This is a genomic window from Mesorhizobium sp. M0701, assembly GCF_040320365.1.
Taxonomy (GTDB): Bacteria; Pseudomonadota; Alphaproteobacteria; order Rhizobiales; family Rhizobiaceae; genus Mesorhizobium.
In genome coordinates this window covers 1-17,210 of the sequence record NZ_JAMYPO010000047.1, presented here as the reverse complement: position 1 = coordinate 17,210, position 17,210 = coordinate 1, and the positions used below count along the sequence as shown (strand labels likewise).

General features: G+C 61.6%; 21 protein-coding genes and 1 pseudogene. 6 read left to right on the top strand and 16 right to left on the bottom strand.

The window, feature by feature from the left end; translation table 11 throughout:
- The first annotated feature begins 1 nt into the window (after position 1).
- Positions 2-481, top strand: a complete 480-nt coding sequence (locus NKI24_RS29945) for a MaoC/PaaZ C-terminal domain-containing protein (RefSeq protein ID WP_023676095.1) — start codon at positions 2-4, stop codon at positions 479-481.
- Between the two features lie 212 nt (positions 482-693).
- Here the strand turns inward: NKI24_RS29945 and NKI24_RS29940 are convergent, their stop codons facing one another.
- The 9 genes from NKI24_RS29940 to NKI24_RS29900 all read right to left on the bottom strand — a co-directional run bounded on the left by NKI24_RS29940 (position 694) and on the right by NKI24_RS29900 (position 8,522).
- Positions 694-1,650 carry a C-terminal binding protein gene (locus NKI24_RS29940; RefSeq protein WP_352750160.1) on the bottom strand — a complete coding sequence of 319 codons (957 nt, stop codon included), beginning with the start codon at positions 1,648-1,650 and terminating at the stop codon, positions 694-696.
- A 12-nt stretch (positions 1,651-1,662) separates the two neighbouring features.
- The gene (locus NKI24_RS29935) at positions 1,663-2,421 is read right to left on the bottom strand and encodes an HpcH/HpaI aldolase family protein (RefSeq protein WP_352750159.1); all 759 of its coding nucleotides are present in this window, start codon (positions 2,419-2,421) and stop codon (positions 1,663-1,665) included.
- 42 nt (positions 2,422-2,463) lie between these two features.
- Positions 2,464-3,177: a hypothetical protein gene (locus NKI24_RS29930; RefSeq protein WP_352750158.1), complete on the bottom strand. Its 714-nt coding sequence runs from the start codon at positions 3,175-3,177 to the stop codon at positions 2,464-2,466.
- Between the two features lie 26 nt (positions 3,178-3,203).
- Positions 3,204-4,514: a TRAP transporter large permease gene (locus NKI24_RS29925; protein WP_352750157.1), complete on the bottom strand. Its 1,311-nt coding sequence runs from the start codon at positions 4,512-4,514 to the stop codon at positions 3,204-3,206.
- Between the two features lie 3 nt (positions 4,515-4,517).
- Positions 4,518-5,030, bottom strand: coding sequence for a TRAP transporter small permease (locus NKI24_RS29920; RefSeq protein ID WP_352612143.1), 513 nt, complete (start codon positions 5,028-5,030; stop codon positions 4,518-4,520).
- A gap of 78 nt (positions 5,031-5,108) precedes the next feature.
- Positions 5,109-6,086 carry a TRAP transporter substrate-binding protein DctP gene (gene dctP / locus NKI24_RS29915; protein ID WP_352750156.1) on the bottom strand — a complete coding sequence of 326 codons (978 nt, stop codon included), beginning with the start codon at positions 6,084-6,086 and terminating at the stop codon, positions 5,109-5,111.
- A gap of 80 nt (positions 6,087-6,166) precedes the next feature.
- The gene (locus NKI24_RS29910) at positions 6,167-6,712 is read right to left on the bottom strand and encodes a flavin reductase family protein (protein WP_352502197.1); all 546 of its coding nucleotides are present in this window, start codon (positions 6,710-6,712) and stop codon (positions 6,167-6,169) included.
- Complete coding sequence (locus NKI24_RS29905; RefSeq protein WP_352502222.1) at positions 6,712-7,806, bottom strand: LLM class flavin-dependent oxidoreductase; 1,095 nt, start codon at positions 7,804-7,806, stop codon at positions 6,712-6,714. Before NKI24_RS29905 ends, NKI24_RS29910 begins: the two co-directional genes overlap by 1 nt.
- Positions 7,806-8,522: a GntR family transcriptional regulator gene (locus tag NKI24_RS29900; RefSeq protein WP_352750155.1), complete on the bottom strand. Its 717-nt coding sequence runs from the start codon at positions 8,520-8,522 to the stop codon at positions 7,806-7,808. The genes NKI24_RS29905 and NKI24_RS29900 overlap by 1 nt, the downstream gene beginning before the upstream one ends.
- Positions 8,523-8,969: 447 nt before the next feature.
- Between NKI24_RS29900 and NKI24_RS29895 the strand changes: the two genes are divergently transcribed.
- Positions 8,970-9,236, top strand: coding sequence for a hypothetical protein (locus NKI24_RS29895; RefSeq protein ID WP_352743931.1), 267 nt, complete (start codon positions 8,970-8,972; stop codon positions 9,234-9,236).
- Between the two features lie 43 nt (positions 9,237-9,279).
- Here the strand turns inward: NKI24_RS29895 and NKI24_RS29890 are convergent, their stop codons facing one another.
- The 5 genes from NKI24_RS29890 to NKI24_RS29870 all read right to left on the bottom strand — a co-directional run bounded on the left by NKI24_RS29890 (position 9,280) and on the right by NKI24_RS29870 (position 10,807).
- Positions 9,280-9,498 (bottom strand): hypothetical protein, encoded by a 219-nt coding sequence (locus NKI24_RS29890; RefSeq protein WP_352590409.1) that lies wholly within the window; start codon positions 9,496-9,498, stop codon positions 9,280-9,282.
- 3 nt (positions 9,499-9,501) lie between these two features.
- On the bottom strand, positions 9,502-9,681 hold the full coding sequence (locus NKI24_RS29885; protein WP_031193315.1) for a hypothetical protein: 180 nt from the start codon (positions 9,679-9,681) through the stop codon (positions 9,502-9,504).
- 127 nt (positions 9,682-9,808) lie between these two features.
- Complete coding sequence (locus NKI24_RS29880; RefSeq protein WP_352750154.1) at positions 9,809-10,069, bottom strand: hypothetical protein; 261 nt, start codon at positions 10,067-10,069, stop codon at positions 9,809-9,811.
- A 47-nt stretch (positions 10,070-10,116) separates the two neighbouring features.
- On the bottom strand, positions 10,117-10,575 hold the full coding sequence (locus tag NKI24_RS29875; protein ID WP_352750153.1) for a GFA family protein: 459 nt from the start codon (positions 10,573-10,575) through the stop codon (positions 10,117-10,119).
- Between the two features lie 13 nt (positions 10,576-10,588).
- Positions 10,589-10,807 carry a hypothetical protein gene (locus NKI24_RS29870; RefSeq protein WP_254818791.1) on the bottom strand — a complete coding sequence of 73 codons (219 nt, stop codon included), beginning with the start codon at positions 10,805-10,807 and terminating at the stop codon, positions 10,589-10,591.
- 147 nt (positions 10,808-10,954) lie between these two features.
- Between NKI24_RS29870 and NKI24_RS29865 the strand changes: the two genes are divergently transcribed.
- Positions 10,955-13,255, top strand: a complete 2,301-nt coding sequence (locus tag NKI24_RS29865) for an FdhF/YdeP family oxidoreductase (RefSeq protein ID WP_352750152.1) — start codon at positions 10,955-10,957, stop codon at positions 13,253-13,255.
- Positions 13,256-13,322: 67 nt separating this feature from the next.
- Here NKI24_RS29865 and NKI24_RS29860 read toward each other — a convergent pair whose 3' ends face one another.
- Entirely contained in the window at positions 13,323-13,664 is a 342-nt protein-coding gene (locus NKI24_RS29860) for a response regulator (RefSeq protein WP_245274673.1), read from the bottom strand.
- A 14-nt stretch (positions 13,665-13,678) separates the two neighbouring features.
- The gene (locus NKI24_RS29855) at positions 13,679-15,460 is read right to left on the bottom strand and encodes a chemotaxis protein CheB (RefSeq protein WP_352750151.1); all 1,782 of its coding nucleotides are present in this window, start codon (positions 15,458-15,460) and stop codon (positions 13,679-13,681) included.
- A 251-nt stretch (positions 15,461-15,711) separates the two neighbouring features.
- Between NKI24_RS29855 and NKI24_RS29850 the strand changes: the two genes are divergently transcribed.
- The 3 genes and pseudogenes from NKI24_RS29850 to NKI24_RS29840 form a co-directional block, all read left to right on the top strand.
- On the top strand, positions 15,712-15,909 hold the full coding sequence (locus NKI24_RS29850; RefSeq protein ID WP_156937318.1) for a hypothetical protein: 198 nt from the start codon (positions 15,712-15,714) through the stop codon (positions 15,907-15,909).
- A gap of 1 nt (position 15,910) precedes the next feature.
- Positions 15,911-16,507 carry a response regulator gene (locus NKI24_RS29845; RefSeq protein ID WP_036238319.1) on the top strand — a complete coding sequence of 199 codons (597 nt, stop codon included), beginning with the start codon at positions 15,911-15,913 and terminating at the stop codon, positions 16,505-16,507.
- Positions 16,508-16,622: 115 nt separating this feature from the next.
- Positions 16,623-17,129: pseudogene (locus NKI24_RS29840) on the top strand (IS66 family transposase); the annotation flags it as partial.
- Positions 17,130-17,210: the final 81 nt, after the last annotated feature.

Sequence of the window (17,210 nt, the reverse complement as noted above, 5' to 3'; positions counted from 1 at the left end):
CATGGAGCAGACAGTCTATTTCGAGGACTACCGGATCGGCTCGTCGCGCATGACCAGCGGGCGCACGATCACCGAGACCGACTTCGTCGTCCATGCCGGCCATACCGGTGATTTCTTTCCCCACCACATGGACGCCGAGTTCATGAAGACGACGCCGTTCGGGCAGCGCATCGCCCACGGCACGCTGGTGTTTTCGGTCGGCGTCGGGCTGACGGCCAGCGTCGTCAATCCGGTTGCCTTCTCCTATGGCTACGACCGGCTGCGCTTCATCAAGCCGGTGTTCATCGGCGATACGATCAGGACCCGCACCACCATCTCGGCTAGGGAAGATGACCCGAAGCGACCCGATTCAGGCCGGGTCGTCGAGCGCTGTGAGGTGATCAACCAGCATGGCGACGTGGTGCTGGTCGCCGATCACATCTACATCGTCGAGCGTCGCGACAAGCCGAGCAGAGCCTCGACGGATGGCGCTGAAACCTAAGACAAAAAAACCGCCTTGCGGCGGGTCCTCGGTGAATCATCACCATACGCAAATTAGTAGCATAGCTGCCGGCACAAAGCAAGAACAAAATGTGGCAAACCGGATAAATCGCGACACGTTGCGCTGCCCCTTATCGCCCTGCGAACCCCGACTTGCAGGACTTGGGTTCCGCGGAGCAGGCGGATAGAGGTGGTGCCGACATCGGGAATTGGTCATATCCGGTTGACCGGATATACAGGCTTGCCGCCGCGCAGGACTGATGCGACATCGGCAAACACCTTGTTGCGAACCTCCGCGTAAGACTGGGTCGAGTAGTGCGCCGCGTGTGGACTGACCAGGACGGTGTCCAGCGCCAGCAGCGGATTGTCGGGCGAAGGCGGCTCCCGCTCGAACGTGTCGATGCCGGCGCCTGCCAGATGGCCGCGCCGGATCGCGTCCGCCAATGCGACCTCGTCGACCAGGCCGCCGCGGGCCACGTTGATGAGTATCGCCCCTTCCTTCATCCGCGACAGGGCTTGCGCCGACATGATGTTTCTGGTCTCCGGTGTCGCTGGAACGTGCAGCGAGACGATGTCGGCCCTGGCCAGCAGCTCGTCGAAGCCGACCGGTTCGGCACCACCGGCCGCGATGCGCTCGGCCGGCATATGCGGGTCATAGGCGATGATGTGGTAGCCGAAGACCCGCGCCCGCTCGGCAGTCAGCCGCCCGATCTGGCCCAAGCCGATCAGGCCGAGGATCTGCCTGTCGGGCCGTGTGATGCCGGCGCCGTCGGTCATTGCAGCCCAGCGGCCGGCGCGCACCGCACTGTCGAACTGCTTCAGCCTGCGCGTCAGGGCCAGGATCAGGGCCATGGCGTGGGTGCTGACTTCAACCAGATTGGCGTCCGGCACGTAGGTTACCTGAACACCGGCACGGCTGGCGGCCTCGACGTCGATCGAATCGAGCCCTACGCCGAACCGCCCGATGACCTTGAGCCTCTTCAGTTCCGCCAAAACGCGAGCCGTGATCGGCTCCCGCAAGACCATCAATGCGTCGGCGTCGCGGCAGTGTTCGATCAGGGCATCTTCCGTGAGCAGCGTCTTTTCGACAAACTCGGCGTTCAAGCCGTCGAGGTAGCGCAGCTGCTCCTCCTCGACTGACAGCACACCGTCGGTCTTGATGATCTTCATGGCAAACTCTTGCTATGAGGCGCTGCGCGCCGAGGCGACGCCGGCGGCAAGGCCGGCCCCGAGAAACATCGTGTCGCTGGCCAGCATGTAGAAGCTGATGCCGTGCCGCGACCATTTGCCGACATCATCCGCCGAAGGGCGAAAGATGCCGACGGCCTTGCGGCCCGCGCGCGCCGCGGCCGCGATCCTGACGATCGCGGCATTGAGCTTGTCCTGGCCGGCCGGCCCCATGGCGTCGATCGAGACCGACAGGTCGCCGGGGCCAATGAAGACCACGTCGACGCCGTCGACCTGGACGATGTCGTCGATGTTGGCGAGGCCTTCGGCCGTCTCGACCTGGATGGCGACCGTCAGGACCTCGTTGGCCGATTTGAGGTAGTCCGGAATCCTGTAGCCATAACCGGCGGCGCGGCCCGGGCCGACACCGCGGGCGCCGACCGGCGGGTACCGGCAGGCCATGACCGCCATGCGCGCTTGCTCGGCCGTGGAGACGCGGGGTACCAGGACACCCGACGCGCCGGCGTCGAGCGCGGCCGCCATCCACTCCGGCGTGTGGCCGGGAACGCGCACCATCGCCGGAACCTTGTGGACATCGGCGGCGCGGATCAGATCCTCGAGCCGTTCGCGGCCGATCTGCGAATGCTCCCAGTCGATGCACAGGAAATCGACCCCGCTGGCGGCGGCCACTTCGACCGCCACAGGGTGCGGGATGGCACAGAAGGTACCGATGAGGCGATCGAGAGAGATACATTTCTTGCGAAAGTCGTACATGAAATCTCCAGAAATTTTCGGCGTCGGCAAAAACCTGTTTGCCTATGTGGCCCTTGACGAAGGATGCACGGCTTCCGTCGACATCGGGAAATGCCGGCTGCCGCCTGAAAACGGCGGAAAAGTCTTGTAGTCGGCGCGCATCTCCAGCCGCGCCGGCGATTGCAGCGCGTGCGTCAATGCAGCGGGACTGTCGAACATGACGCGATTGCGCTGCATATGGTCGATCCGCGGCCAGGGAAGCGAACCGCACCAATCCAGTCGCGACAGAACCTCGATGTGGCGAATGCCGGGGAAGCCCCGCATCAATTGCGGATGATGCGTCACATAGTGGTAGAGCCAGGCATTCATGTCTTCGGCCGGCCCGGGATAGTGGACAAGATAGCTGCAGGGCAGCCCGGACGTCTTGATACCAGCGTCGTCGACCGGAAACGGACGCACGCACATTCCCTGTTGCGTCGGCCCCGAACCGGCGATGCTCGACAGCATACCAGGTGCCGCAAGCGCCTGCAGATGGCCGGACGGCGCCAGCGCCGCCTCCATGTCCGCCAGTTCGTCGAAATAGAGCTGGAAGCCAAAGACCGGCGGCGGACCATCGTTGTTGAACATGTCCGTCGCCACTTCGGGCAGATAGATGTTGGCAAGCGCAAGGCCCGGCGTCGATGCAATCACACGCCGCACGGCGTCAACATCTTCGCCGGCGATGGCCAAATTTGCCTCGCGGTCATCATGGAAGAAAGCAAGATAGGCAAAGCGCATGTGGACACCTGCTGGATCGAGTTCGACTAGATCAAATTCGGAAGAAAGAGAGCGATCTGCGGAAAGAGGACAATCAGCAGGATCAGCAGAAGCGTCAGCGCGATGTAAGGCGCCGCAGCCATGGCAACGGTCTTGAGCGATGTGCCTTTCGGCGCAACGCCGATCATGATGAACAGCAGCAGACCAAACGGCGGCGTGGTGAAGCCGACCTCGTAGGCGAGCAGCAGGATCAGCCCGAACCATACCGGCTCGTAGCCGAATTGCTGGGCGATCGGCAGGAAGATCGGCAGCGTGATCAGCATCATCGAGACCTGATCCATGAACATGCCGAGCAGCAGGATGACGAGCACCATCATGAGCAGCATGGGATACGGTCCAAGATCGTAGCCCACGATGAACTGGATAAAGCCGTTGGAGGCGCCGGAGAAGGCGAATATCTGCGAGAACGTCGTCGAAGCCGAGATGATCAGGAAGGTCATGCCGGTGACCTTCATCGCATCATCCAGCGACTTCCAGACAACCGACCAGCTGAACCGTCGGTAGACAATCAACAAGGCGAAGACGGCGGCACAGCCGAGTCCGGCCGATTCCGTCGGCGTCGCTATCCCGAGGATGATCGTGCCGACCACCATGAACACGATGACGCTCATCGGAATGATGTTGACGGCGACCGCCCTCACCTTCTCGGCCGCGGGAACGGCGGGTACCGGATAGTGCGGAGCGGCGTCCGGATCGATCTTTGTCTGCGCGAAGATCAGCGCCGCGTACATGACAACGAGCAGCAGTCCGGGCAGAGCCCCCGCTATGAGCAGCGCGCCGACGTCGATCTGGGCCAACGAGCCGAGCAAGACGGCCAGCGAGGATGGCGGGATGATGACGGCAAGGCTTCCGGCGCCAAGCACCGGGCCGTAGGCCATATGCGGCTTGTAGCCTCGCTTCAGCATCTCGGGCACCATCAGCGAGCCCATCATGCCGGTATTGGCGAGGCTCGAGCCCGACAGCGCGGAAAAGATCGTGCCGGCGGCGAGGACGACATAGGCGAGGCGTCCGCGCAGATTGCCGATGCACAGGTCGAGCGCGTAGATGACCTTCTCGCCGAGGCCGGAGCGGAAGAACAGGCTGCCCATGACGAGAAACATCGGCAGCGGGGCAAGCGCGTAGGTCGAGACAGCGTCGGAGAAGTTGGCGACCATCTGCGTCACGCCGATCGAGCCGCCGAAGAACAGATACAGCCCGATCACATTGGTGACGAAGAACGCGAAGGCGACCGGCAGCCCAAGCCCCATCAACACCAGGATGGTGCCAACGAGCACGGCGAATGGAAACAGCCAGGCCACCGGTCAGAGCCCTTCCATTTCCAGCGGATCGAGCGTGTACAGCGTGTCACGGCCGAGCAGATATCTGAGCCATTCCAGCGCCGAGAGATAGAAGGCGAGCATGATGGGCAGAAAGACCAGCCATTTCGGCATATCGAAGCTGCGCGTTTCATATTCGCCGCCCGCAACGGCACTTGTCAGCGAAGACAGAGCGACGCTGCCGAGGTAGAGGCTGACGCCGATGCAGGCGAGATAGACCAGCTTTTCAAGCACCGCCCGTGCCCGCACCGGCAGCGCCTGGCGCAGGAACTCGACGAAGACATGGCCCTTGCTGTGGACCAGCCATGGCATCGGCAGAAATGCCGCGTAAAGCAGGCCGTATTCCGTCGCCGACACCGCCCAGGCAAGCGGCCTCAGGCCCAGATTGCGGACGCACACATCAGCAACCACCGCGACGATGATGAGGCCAAGCACCACTTTTGCCGCCGCCGCCAACGCAAGGCTCAGCTTCCCAATCACTGCAAACGATCTGTCCATTCCCGACGACCCTCATGTCCACCTTTGCCTCCTTGGCCCAGCTTTGATGGAGGGCACGCAAGGCACCCTCGGCTCGGGCTACTGGAAGAATTTCTTCAACTGATCGATGCTGGTGGGATCGCGTTTGGCCATTCTCGCCCAGCTCGCCTGCGTGGCAGCCGCCAGGAATTTGTCGCGGCCGGCGCCGGTCAAGCTGATCACCTTCTGCCCGCCGTCGATCATCGCCTGTGCCTGTTTTTCGGACTGGGCAAGGTTGGCGTCATAGCTCGCGCGCTCGTATTCGACGGCCGTGTCGGCAAGCAGCTTCTGCGCTTCGGGCGACAGCGTGTCCCATTTGGCCTTGTTGATCGAGATCAGCACGTCGGTTTTGAAGAACTGCGGGTCGACACGGTATTTGGTGAATTTGTCCCAGCCGAACGACGCATAGCCAAACACGGTATACGCGTTGGCATTGACGACGCCGCGCTCGAGCGAGGTATAGACATCCCCCGGCGCTTGCACGATCACCGTTGCGCCCAAGGATTCAAGGAAATCGCGGTAGAGCGGCGACGAGCGGATTTTCAGGCTGCCCCAGTCGATGCTGCCTTCGCTGTTGAGCTTGGGTTCGTCGACGGTGAAGACGTTGAAGCCCGAGCCCGCGTCGACATGCGCCAGCAGGTGGGCATTGGCCTTCTTCTCGAAAATTCCGCTGATGAAATCCCAGCCGCCATTGTCGCGGACCTCCCACGGCGTCTTCGTCGATGCGGAGAAAACCTCGCCTTCGGGCACGAGTTCGAGGAACTGCCCTGCCGGTGTGTCGATCACATCGATCAGGCCGCTCCTGAGCGCCGCGCCCTGCTGGATCGGCGGAATGACCTCCGGCCCGCCACGGACGTTGATCTGGACCACGCCCTTGCCCTTTTCGTTCACCTTCTGAACGAACTTCAGGAAGCTCTGGGCGTAGCCGTTCTGCGTCGGCGTAAAATGCACGGCGTTGAGGACGACCTCTTCGGCCGCGGCGCTACCCGCCACACCCGACATGAGTGCAGCCAGAACAAGGGATTTCCAAATGCGCATTGCCATACTCCCTTTGATAGTTCGTCCATGATCGGGTTCGATCTAAAATTGCAATCGCCGCGCCGCCGCGTGAACGGCGGTTAGTTGGCATCATCTCCTACTGTCAGGAACCGCCCATGCGCGTAGAAGACCGGCGATCGATGAGCGCGGTCCAGCGCAACGCCCGACACGATGCCGATGACGATCATGTGCGATGCCCGCACGATGATTTCGGCCACCCGGCATTCGAATATTGCCCGTGCGCCGACAAGCAAGGGCGCGCCGGTTTCGCCACGCACCCATGATCCGGACGAGAACCGCGCGGCGCCCTTGGCTTTGGTCATGCCGCCAAAGGCACGTACAACGTTCTCCTGGTCGCCGGCGGGAAGATTGACCGAAAACGGCAAACCTTCGTGAATGACCGAGGCAAAGGTGCTGCCGCGGTTGACACAAGCCAGCAGCGACGGCGGCTCGGCGCTGAACGAGCAGAGAGCCGTCGCCGTGATGCCGCAAAAACCGATCTCGTCATGTTCCGACGCGAGGATGGCGACCGAGCCCGCCACGGCCCGCATAGCCTGCTTGAAGGCGCGCGGATTGATGGCGTCGTGCCCATCCACCCACGGCGTCGGAATGGCGGCCGCCGGCATCAATTTACTCGAAGCCCGGCCTGGCGCATCAGCGGCAGCACGCGGTCGCAGAAGAAGGGCAATTCGTAGGTGTAGTTGACGAATGTGAGGGCGGCGCCGGAATAACCCTGTTCCATGATCTCGGTGAGGTCGTCGACGATCTTTTCCGGCGTGCCGATGAGCGGGAACGTCCCGGCACCACCGGCGAACCTTTGCCGATATTCGGTGAAAGCCTTCGCATCGTGCGAGTTCGCGAATTCCTTCTTCTTGCGCATGTGCTCGTCGACCGCACCCTCGTCCGCGCATTCCAACGCGTAGTGCCGGTAGTAATCCTCGGCTTCCTGCTGGGTCTCCCGGCAGACGACGTGACAAACCGTATAGACGCCGACTTCGCGCCCGACTTCGGCCGCGCGGTTGGTGATGTCGACCACATGCGCACGGCCGTCGGCAATTTCGGAAAAGGTCGAAAACAGATAATCGCAGTGGCGCGCTGCGTAGTTGCGCCCCGGCGCGCCGAAGGCGGCGTTCATGGTCACCGGTCGCGGCGCCTGCAGGCTTGGCGGCCGGCTGACGACGCCCTTCAGATCATAGAACTCGCCGCCGAAGTCGAACGGCTCCCTCGATTGATAGGCACGCGCGATGATGTTGATCCATTCCTCGGCCTGATCGTAGGTCCGCTCGCCGACCGTCTGCCCGAACATGGCGAACTCATCCGGGTTCCAGCCGCAGACGATGTTCAAGCCGGCACGCCCGTTGGAGATGTGGTCGACCGTCGCCAGCGCTTTGGCAGCCTGCAGCGGATGAACCAGCGGTACATGCACCGTCATGAACAGGCCGATGTTTTCCGTGGCGACAGCAAGGCCCGCCGCCCAGGTGAACGTCTCGAACGACCATTCCCGCACATGCGTCAAACCGCCGAAGCCGCGCCAGCGGGCGATCGGCAGCAGAAACTCGAGGCCGGCGCGATCGGCGATGCAGGCGGAGTTTAGGTTGTCTTCCCAGCGGGCACGCCAGCGCTCGGGAACGGTGGTCATTGCCAGGCCGCCATCGGCATTCATTGAAAAGACGCCGAGCTTGAACCTGTTCGGCCCTTTCAGCGGGTGCTGCTTCCTGATCATGCTTTCCCCTGCCGCGACATGCCCTCACCTTCACCGTTGGAGTTTTGAAACGGTGGGCTAAGCTTCGTGAAACGCTCCTCGGCGTTCTGAATGAAGTGGGTCATGCGGTCGTAAGCGGCGACGGGGTCGCGCTTGACGAATGCCTCATAGATTGCGCGCATGCCGGCAACGATGACGGCCTGCGTCGGCTGGTGCGACAGCGTCCTTAAGCGGACGACGAGCACATGGTCGGCGAACCTTGCAATCGTTTGGGAAAGGCGCTCGTTCTCGACGGCGCCGAGCCAACAATTCCTGAATGCCGAATTGGCCTGGAAAAAGCGGTCGGCATCGCCGGCGGCGGCCGCAGCCTCGGCCTCCCGAAGCGCGGCTGCCAGCGTCTTGAGGCCAGCGGCGTCAAGTGTCCGTGCGGCGTGCGCGGCGGCCCGTGGCTCAAGCAGGCGGCGGACCTCGAAGATGTCGGCGACATCCGTCGCGGTAATCGTGGGCAGGGTGAAGCCGCGTGTGGTGCCGACGAGATAGCCCTCATGCACCAACTGCATCAAGGCGTCGCGGACAGGCATTCTGGAAATGCCGAGCTGGGCGGCTATATCGACATCGACGAGCTTCTGGCCAGGCGCCAATTCGCCATGCTGTATCGTCAGCCGGATTTGTTGATAGACCTGGGCACGCAGATTGCCATCGCCAACTCGTTTGAGCTCTATCGTTTCCGTCATCCACGCCTTCCCATGCGAAGATTTCGTATATCGTTTGAGGCTGTGTTCTCGCAGTCGTGCCGTTTGAAATGCAGCCACGTGTCGGCAGAAATCGACCTATCAGCCGTGTTCCCGGCTCAAGTGGAGCATAGGCTGGATCACCTGGCAAGATGTTTTAAGTTTATAATGTATACTGTTTGAGTTCGCTGTCCGGAGGGCAAAGGGTCACGCCATCCGTGCGGTCGCACCGCGCGACGGCGGGGAGAGCCAGCGATCCGCGCGGTTCGGTAAAAAACGTACAGACGTTTTTCCGTGACACATCGAAGTTGACGGATTTAACTAAAATTACTTGCGATCTGCGCGCGCCGGCACGCCCACCCCGATCCCCTCGCCGGTACGCATTACTGGATCGCCCGCCGTATCGAAAGGTGCGGCGGGCTTTTCGTTTCGTTTGGCGGGGAGGCGCTTATGCGAGACTTGCCCAGGAATATCGACGCCGACGTCGTGATCGAAATCAGCAAGCTGCTCGACGACCGGGCGAAGTCCGTGCCAGTGCCGGTGCACAAGCTGGCGGCGATGATCCGGCTGGGCGTCGAGACCCGTCTGACCAATCACTCCATCGAAGAGCTGATCGTTGAGATGGCCGCGACGCGGGGGCTTCCGATGTTGTTCGATTTGCCGGTGGCAAATGTCGACAATGTCGTGCCGTTCGCCTCGGCGCGGCGTCCCCGCTGACACTTCGCTCGAACCTCACCGATCGTCACGTCGCCGCCCGATTTCACTTGCCCTGATGCGCGGGCCGAGTGTCGCCTTTCTTTTCGGGGTCGTGGGTATGGTGGCTGTCGCGTTCGCCGCCGCCGCCGGAGACCTTGCTGTGGCTGCGACGGTCGGAGTCGGCCGGCGGCTTTTCGACGCTCAGCGGCTTCTTGGCGTTTTCGTGCGCGGCGCCGGGACCGCCCTGGCGGATGCTGGCAGGAGTCTTCTTCGACGTGGACATGACCTAGCGATCCTGGACGTTGCCTTGATGGGTGGTGTTGACCTTCGTATTGCCTTGCTGGCCCTGCTTGTCGGGATCCGGAACGGTGGATTGCGGCGCCTGGTCGGCTGCTACCGATTTTTTGTCACCGGCGCCTTTTGGGCTCAGATTCTTCGGCGGCACAGGCGGAGGTTTTGTGCTCATGGCGTTTCTCCTTCCGCCACCCAAACAAGCGGCTTGGGAGAAAAGTTCCCGAGGGTCCGACACTAACGGTGATTGCCGCAACGAGCCGGGTCCACAGGCCGTGGCTTGGGGCCGGCGGGATCCAGGATTATTTCTTGATGATGTTTCCGTTGTTCAGATCGAAGGCCTGGGCACCGAACGCCTGCCTGAAGAAATCCTCCTGCAGATCGCCCCATTCGCCGAGATAGGCGCCGCAATTGCTGCAATGGATCGGCGTCGAATCCTTCGGGTTGTCGGGAATCTCCATCAGGATCGTCCCGCACGCCTTGCAATCGAGCTTGTCATCCAAACGGCGGCCCATTGGCATATGATCGCGCGTTTTCAGCCGCGCGCCAATTGTCGTTTTCATACTAAGTCCCGAATGGCACGTTTTCCAACCAGCGAGGGGATCGAAAGCTAGCGTTCCGCCGGATTTCCGAAGGCCGGATCGCGCCGCCTCGAATACGTCCCCACCCGCGGCAGCTCGTCTGGAAAGTCGACCCAGGGCAGCCTCATGTCCCAATATGCGTGGGCCTGCGGCGGAAACCGTTCGGGATGATCGAGGAAGCCGATCGCCAGATAGAGTTCGTCGGGCAGGCCCTGGTCGACATAGCCGATCGATGTTCCGCAATCCGCACAGAAGGACCGAAGCACGGCTGGGGTTTTCGAAAAGGTCTTCGGCGTGCCGGTGAGCAATGTGAATTCGGAAGGCCGATAACCGACCCACACCGACAGAGGGCTTCCTATCGCCTTGCGGCAGTCGTCATCGTGATCGGAGCAAATCCAGAAAGGCTCGCCGCGCATCTCCGCCGTTATGGCGCCGCAAAAACAGGACCCCGTTTCAGTTCGTGGTATTGCCTTGCTGCTGGATTTCATTGCTGGCCCTACGTCATTGCTGGCCTGGCATTTCGGTATTTTCCTTTGGGTTCTTCTTGATGCCGGCGGCAGGCGAGGTATCGGCCGGAGCATTGCCACCCTGGTTCTGCTCAGGGGCTCTTTTGAGCGGCGAAGTCTGCCAGCCCATATCGCCGTACAAAAAGCCTATGAGAAAGCCGACGATGATGATGGCCGAAATCACCATCGCAATTAACGCGTTACGTCGCTCCATTTCGCGCGGCTCCTTTCTTCGAGCCGAACAAACAATGGCGGAAATGGTTCCGGTTAGACGGGACGGCGTGACGATACGGAGCCGGCCCGGGAACATCCAGCCTCACGGCGGGTTCGTATGAGTGCTCTTCCACAGGGAGCGGCTTGCATGAGACCCGCCGTAACCGATCGCATCGAAACCAAGAAATACGACCACCCGACAGGCGGCTGGGGATCGCTCAAATCCCTGGTCCGCAAGGCGCGAGGCGAAGGCCTGCTATTGTCCGGGATATGGAGCACGCTGCTCAAGCAGAACAAGGCCGACGGCTATATGTGCGTGTCTTGCTCATGGGCAAAGCCAGCCCAGCCGAGGCCTTTCGAATTCTGTGAAAACGGCGCCAAGGCGACGATGTGGGACCAGACCAAGCTGCGCTGCGAACCCGCTTTCTTCGCCGAGCATTCGGTGACGGAACTGCTCGATTGGCCGGACCACGATCTGGAGAAACAGGGCAGGCTAACAGAGCCCATGCGCTACAGTGCCGCCACCGACCGTTACGAGCCGGTCTCCTGGGACGATGCGTTCCGCGACATAGCTGCCGAACTGCGGCGGCTCGATCCCAAATCGGTAGTGTTCTACACGTCTGGCCGGGCCTCGCTCGAGGCCTCGTTCATGTACCAGCTTTTTGCGCGGATCTATGGGTCTTCGAACCTGCCCGATTCGTCCAACATGTGTCATGAATCGACCTCGGTCGGCTTGCCGGAATCGATCGGCTCGCCGGTCGGGACCGTGCAGCTCGAAGACTTTGCGAAATGCGACATGATGTTCTTCTTCGGGCACAACACCGGGGTGACGGCGCCGCGCCTGCTGCATCCGCTGCAGGAGGCACGTCAACGCAACGTGCCCGTCTTCACTTTCAATCCCTTGCCCGAGCGGGGACTGAAGCGCTTCAAGAATCCGCAAAACCCCCTCGACATGCTGTCGCCCGGACCGGGTACCAAAATGTCCAGCGACTACTTCCAGGTTCGTTCTGGCGGCGATATCGCCGCGATGACGGGTATCGCCAAGGCGTTGCTGGCCCTCGACGATGCCGCCCGCGAAAGCGGCAGGACGCGTGTCCTCGACACAGCTTTCATCGCCGAGCACACGCATGGCTTCGCCGAATTCGAAGCCTTCCTGCACAAAACCCAGTGGAGCGATATCGTCGCGCGATCCGGCATTGCGCAGACCGACCTGGAGCATGTCGCCGAGGTCTACAGCCATGCCAACGCGGTGATCGGCAATTACGGCATGGGCTTGACCCAGCATCGGCACGGCACCGAGAACGTCCAGATGCTGTGCAACCTTTTGATGCTGCGCGGCAACATCGGAAAACCCGGCGCCGGCATTTCGCCGCTGCGCGGCCATTCCAATGTCCAGGGGCAGCGCACCGTCGGCATATCGGAAAAACCCGAGCTCGTGCCGCTCGACAAGTTCGCCGAATTCTACGCCTTCGAACCGCCGCGCGAAAAAGGCCTCGATACGGTCGAGACCTGCGAAGGCGTCATCGACGGATCGGTCAAGGGCTTCGTCGGGCTCGGCGGCAATTTCGTGCGGGCCGTTCCGGAAACCGGCCTGGTCGAGAAAGCCTGGCGTGGGCTCGACCTGCATGTCGAGATCGCGACCAAGCTCAACCGCAGCCAGCTGATCGCCGGCCGGACAACCTACCTGCTGCCTTGCCTGTCACGGCTGGAAAGAGATCATCAGGCGAGCGGCGACCAAAGGGTGTCGGTAGAGGATTCCACCGCCTGTATCCACGGCTCGTTCGGATCGCGACCTCCGGCTTCGCCGCATCTGCTTTCCGAGCCCAGGATCGTTGCCGAGCTTGCCAAGGCGACAGTGCCGGGCAGGAGTTCGATCCCATGGGACGAGTGGGTTGGGGATTATTCCCGCATCCGCGACGAAATCGAGCGCTGCTACCCCCAACATTTCCGCGACTTCAACGAGCGTTTCCTGACGCCCGGCGGCTTCCATCGCGACATCAAGGCGAGCAAGCGGGTGTGGGAGACGCCGAACAAGAAGGCCAACTTCAAGCTGCCAAGTGGCCTTGAAACTGATCCCGACATCGATGTCGCCGGCCGCGATGTGCTGACACTGATCACGGTGCGCTCCAACGACCAGTTCAACACGACCGTCTACGGCTACAACGACCGGCTGCGCGGCATCAGCGGCACACGCATGGTGCTGTTGATGAACGAGAAGGATATCCAGCGCCTCGGTTTGAGCGCCGGACAGGAAGTCGATCTCGAAGCCAATGCGCAGGACGGTGTGGAGCGCCGCGTGCACGGGCTGCGCGTTACACCTTACTCGGTGCCGGAGGGAAATTGCGCCGGTTACTACCCCGAGCTCAACCCGCTGGTTCCTTTGTGGCACAGAGCCGAGAAGGCTCATGTTCCGGCGGTCAAATCGGTTCCGGTGCGGATATTGCCATAGGCGTTCGTCGTTCGCGGCAGGCACGCACCACGCCGATGTGACCTGGCGCGACTTTCAAATCGCGACCTCAGCCGGCTCGCGCGAGTTCATCCACGGCATTCAGGATCGCACTCTGGCTCGCCGGCTTCTGCACGATCCTGCAAGCGCGGAACCCGGCCGGAATTTCGCGTTCACCAAAGCCTGAGAGGAAGGCGAACGGAACACCACGCGTCCGCAACGCTTCCGCAATCGGATAGCTGGTTTCGTCGTTCAACTGGATATCCAGTAACGCCGCGTCGACGCCGCCTTCGCCAACGAGCCGGAGTGCCGCCGTCACCGACGAAACAGGTCCAACCACCTGATGGCCGGCTTTGCGCAGGTAAGCCGCCGCATCGTCGGCGATCAGCCATTCATCCTCGACGATCAGCACACGCACCTTTCCGGTCATGACGAGCCCTCGCGGGTCAGAGGGAATGCGATTTCCGCCTCCAAACCATTTGAGCGGAAAGTTGTTTCAACTTTTCCGCCCAGCCTGTAGCCGATTTCTCCGCGCAGAAGGGTAAGGCCGAAGCCGCTGTCGGTTGGCTCCTTGATGCGGGGGCCGCCCTTCTCGCGCCAGACGAGCTTGAAGGTTCCGTCGGCCACCGACCATTTGACAACTATCCGCCCGGCAGGTTTCGACAGTGCGCCATACTTGGCGGCATTCGTCGCCAGTTCATGGATGGCCATGCCGAAGGAAAGCCCTTGTGCCGGCTTGAGATTTACCCTCCTGCCATCGAGCTCGAACCGTTCGGGGCCGAAGGGATCGAGTTCCTGACGCAGCAGTTCCTCGACGGAGGCTTCCGTCCAGCTCTCGCGCGAGAGCAGGCTATAGGCTCGCGACATTGCATGCAGGCGCCCGATCAAGGCTTCGGCGAACTCCTCTTTCGATGCCGAGTTTTCACGGGTCCGGTTGGTGATGCTGGCGACAACCGCCAGCATGTTCTTGACGCGATGGTTCAGCTCGGAGATGAGAACCTGCTGACGCTCTTCCGCCTGCGCCAGCATCGTCACGTCGATCAGGGTCACGACGACGCCCTGGATGCTGCCGCTCTTGTCCCGGTACGGGTTGATGCGAACCAGGTAGAACCGGCCCTTGTCGTCGCGCGCAAGGTGATGGTTCAGGGTCTCTCCCGTCTCGAACACTGCCTCGATGTGGGGCTTCAGCTCGGGATAGTCGAGCTGGCTTGAAAGGTCGGTCAGCGGCCGTCCGACATCGGATGGGCGCAGATTGAAGAAGGCCGATGCAGCGGGGGTAAAGGTCCGCACCACAAGGTTGCGGTCGAGGAAGATGGTTGCGATCTCTGTGCTTTCGAACAGGTTTCTGAGATCGCTGTTGGCGCGGTCGAGCTCCTCAACCTTGCTGGTCAGCTCCGCGTTGATGGTGCTGAGCTCTTCGTTGAGCGACTGCTTCTCCTCCTTCGAGGCCTCAAGCTCCTCATTAGTCGACTGCGCCTCTTCATTGGCGGAGAACGTCTTCGTCTTATAGCTGGAAAAGTCGTGACCGGAATGGCCGCGCAGAGTGGGGTCGATTTCATCGGCGGCCCGATCCATGTCAGCCTTGTGCTCGCCACCCCCCTCGGCCAGCCCGTTCAGCACATTGAAGCCGCGGCCAAACGCCTGAAGCTTTGCGCCGATCTCCTCGGCGGGCGCTGCGATATCGATCAGGCCGCTCGAAATCGCGCTTTGCGGCATGTCCGGGTTGCGCGCGCCGGAACCGTTGGAGGCTTGGGCAATCGTCAGTCCGCCATGTTCCTTGATCGCCCTGGCGCCCAGCGTGCCGTCCGAATCGCCCCCCGACAGGATGATGCCTATGGCGTACTCCCCTTGGTCCTCGGCCAGTGCACGGAAGAAGATGTCGATTGGTTCGCGCTCGCGGTTAAGCGTGTTCGGCCGGCGTAGCGAAAGCGCGCCCTTACGGATGGTGAGGACGACGTTTTGCGGCATCACATAGACTTGGTCGGGTTGGACCGCCATGCCCTCCTCGGCGACGATGACCGGCATTCCGGTGTAACGTGCGATAACGTCATGCAGCAGGCTTTCGCGTTCTGGGCTCAGATTAGTGACGACGACGAACGCCATGCCGGTGCCGCCGGTCAGTCCTTTGAACAGGCCCTCCATCGCGGGAATGCCGCCGGCCGATGCGCCGACGCCGACAATGGGAAATCTTCCGTTCTGGAATACCATGCCACGCCTCGGTAACAGCCGCGGCTGCGAAACCGCCAAATCGGACCTCAGACTAATGCATGTCGCGCAAAAGTGTGCAGCGGTTTTGCGATAACGAGATGAATAAAAACAACAGCCTAAAGCGCGTCGCATGAGGCCGGCAAAACGCGACGTGCTTTAGGACCGGACCGAGCCTCAGGCCAGTAAATGGTCCTCGAACGGAACAAAGCACCGCCGGTGGGCATTAACATCCGGTTTTCGAGGCGGTTCCAATGGCAAAACGACCACCTGAGATAAAGCCGGCAAAACAAATCTCGTTACGTTCGCCGGATCTGGCCAAGGTCCCGGTATCCGAAGAAATCCCGCCTCGTCTGCTCGCGCGCGCGGAACGGTTGCAAGAGGCCTTGTCCCGTCATTTTGTACAAGTCCGCGCCGACAGCCGTGACTCCCGCAGAAAGAAGGAACAATGAGGTGCGCGACCTGCAAGGCTTGCATATCCTGATCGTCGAGGACGAATGGATGCTGGCGGGCGATCTTGCACGTTATTTCAGCAAGATGGGCGCCGTCGTGCTTGGCCCCGTGGCGACAGTCGAACAGGCGTCGAAGCATACCGATGAGGCGGAAGCCGCAATCCTGGACGTCAATCTCAACGGAAGACGGGTATTCCCGATCGCGGACGAACTGATGCGCCGCGGCGTGCCGTTCGTGTTTTTCAGCGGCGACGAAGACATCGTTATTCCTGAGCGCCTTCGGTATGCCAGCAGCCTCAGAAAATCCTCGGACGGCCAGGCTGTTTTCGATGCTCTCTTCCCCTCCGAGCCCAAAGCATCAAGCGGAAATCTGGCGACCGAGCCGTCAGACGACGTATTTTCCCTGCTGCCTAAGCTCAGGCTCGCAGCGCGTCTGCTGCTGGGAGACGTTGACGCTTCCGACCGGCTGGTCGAGCGGACGCTCGAGCAGGCGATCGGCGAGATCGACAGGAGACGATCCGGTTCCTCCACCGAGGACTGGCTTAACGGCATCATGCGAAACATCGTCAAGGCACGCGGAGCAAACCTGCTGCACTGACCATGCCGCCGGCAACTAGTACCTCTGCACAGGGATTATGACTCTTTGGCGGTTGGCTTTGGATAGGCCTTGGCCAATTTGAGGCGCGCCTGTTCGGTTGAGAACATCCAGTTGCGGCGGTGCTCCGCCTGGTGTGGCCTTCACCTACGCTCGGGGCATTCATGCCGAACGGATATTGCAGGGCTTCTCCGGCATCCTGCAGGTCGATGGCTATGCCGGATACAACAGACTGATCGCACCTGACCGTGTCGGCTCGGACATCCGGCTTGCCTATTGTTGGGCACACGCTCGCCGCAAGCTGGTGGAGATAACCCGCAACGGAGCAGCACCTATCGCCGAAGAGGGCGTCAAGCGGATCAGCGAACTGGGTCGGATCGAGGCCGAACTGCGTGGCCTTGATCCGGAGGCTCGCCTCGCCGGACGACAGGAACGATCAACGCCACTGGTCACCGACATGCAGACCTGGCTCGTCCATCACCGCGCCCGTGTCGCGACCAAGTCTCCACTCGGCGAGGCCTTGGCGTACATCGCCAAATATTGGGATGGTTTGAAGCTCTTCCTGACCGACGGCCGCATCGAGATCGACAACAACAGCGTCGAGCGAACCATCCGGCCGATAGCGAAGACCGATTCATTATGCACCTCCTTTTCAAATGGCGGAAAACAGCGATTCTTGGTTGTCGTCGTGGATGCGACGCGGAGT

Excerpts from the sequence above, each read along its gene's own strand:
- NKI24_RS29900 (WP_352750155.1), bottom strand. The coding sequence starts at position 8,522 with ATGACGGAAACGATAGAGCTCAAACGAGTTGGCGATGGCAATCTGCGT.
- NKI24_RS29930 (WP_352750158.1), bottom strand. The coding sequence starts at position 3,177 with ATGCGCTTTGCCTATCTTGCTTTCTTCCATGATGACCGCGAGGCAAAT.
- NKI24_RS29920 (WP_352612143.1), bottom strand. The coding sequence starts at position 5,030 with ATGGACAGATCGTTTGCAGTGATTGGGAAGCTGAGCCTTGCGTTGGCG.
- NKI24_RS29850 (WP_156937318.1), top strand. The coding sequence starts at position 15,712 with ATGGCAAAACGACCACCTGAGATAAAGCCGGCAAAACAAATCTCGTTA.
- NKI24_RS29885 (WP_031193315.1), bottom strand. The coding sequence starts at position 9,681 with ATGAGCACAAAACCTCCGCCTGTGCCGCCGAAGAATCTGAGCCCAAAA.
- NKI24_RS29940 (WP_352750160.1), bottom strand. The coding sequence starts at position 1,650 with ATGAAGATCATCAAGACCGACGGTGTGCTGTCAGTCGAGGAGGAGCAG.
- NKI24_RS29945 (WP_023676095.1), top strand. The coding sequence starts at position 2 with ATGGAGCAGACAGTCTATTTCGAGGACTACCGGATCGGCTCGTCGCGC.
- NKI24_RS29870 (WP_254818791.1), bottom strand. The coding sequence starts at position 10,807 with ATGGAGCGACGTAACGCGTTAATTGCGATGGTGATTTCGGCCATCATC.
- dctP (WP_352750156.1), bottom strand. The coding sequence starts at position 6,086 with ATGCGCATTTGGAAATCCCTTGTTCTGGCTGCACTCATGTCGGGTGTG.
- NKI24_RS29895 (WP_352743931.1), top strand. The coding sequence starts at position 8,970 with ATGCGAGACTTGCCCAGGAATATCGACGCCGACGTCGTGATCGAAATC.
- NKI24_RS29855 (WP_352750151.1), bottom strand. The coding sequence starts at position 15,460 with ATGGTATTCCAGAACGGAAGATTTCCCATTGTCGGCGTCGGCGCATCG.
- NKI24_RS29935 (WP_352750159.1), bottom strand. The coding sequence starts at position 2,421 with ATGTACGACTTTCGCAAGAAATGTATCTCTCTCGATCGCCTCATCGGT.
- NKI24_RS29865 (WP_352750152.1), top strand. The coding sequence starts at position 10,955 with ATGAGACCCGCCGTAACCGATCGCATCGAAACCAAGAAATACGACCAC.
- NKI24_RS29910 (WP_352502197.1), bottom strand. The coding sequence starts at position 6,712 with ATGCCGGCGGCCGCCATTCCGACGCCGTGGGTGGATGGGCACGACGCC.
- NKI24_RS29880 (WP_352750154.1), bottom strand. The coding sequence starts at position 10,069 with ATGAAAACGACAATTGGCGCGCGGCTGAAAACGCGCGATCATATGCCA.
- NKI24_RS29875 (WP_352750153.1), bottom strand. The coding sequence starts at position 10,575 with ATGAAATCCAGCAGCAAGGCAATACCACGAACTGAAACGGGGTCCTGT.
- NKI24_RS29890 (WP_352590409.1), bottom strand. The coding sequence starts at position 9,498 with ATGTCCACGTCGAAGAAGACTCCTGCCAGCATCCGCCAGGGCGGTCCC.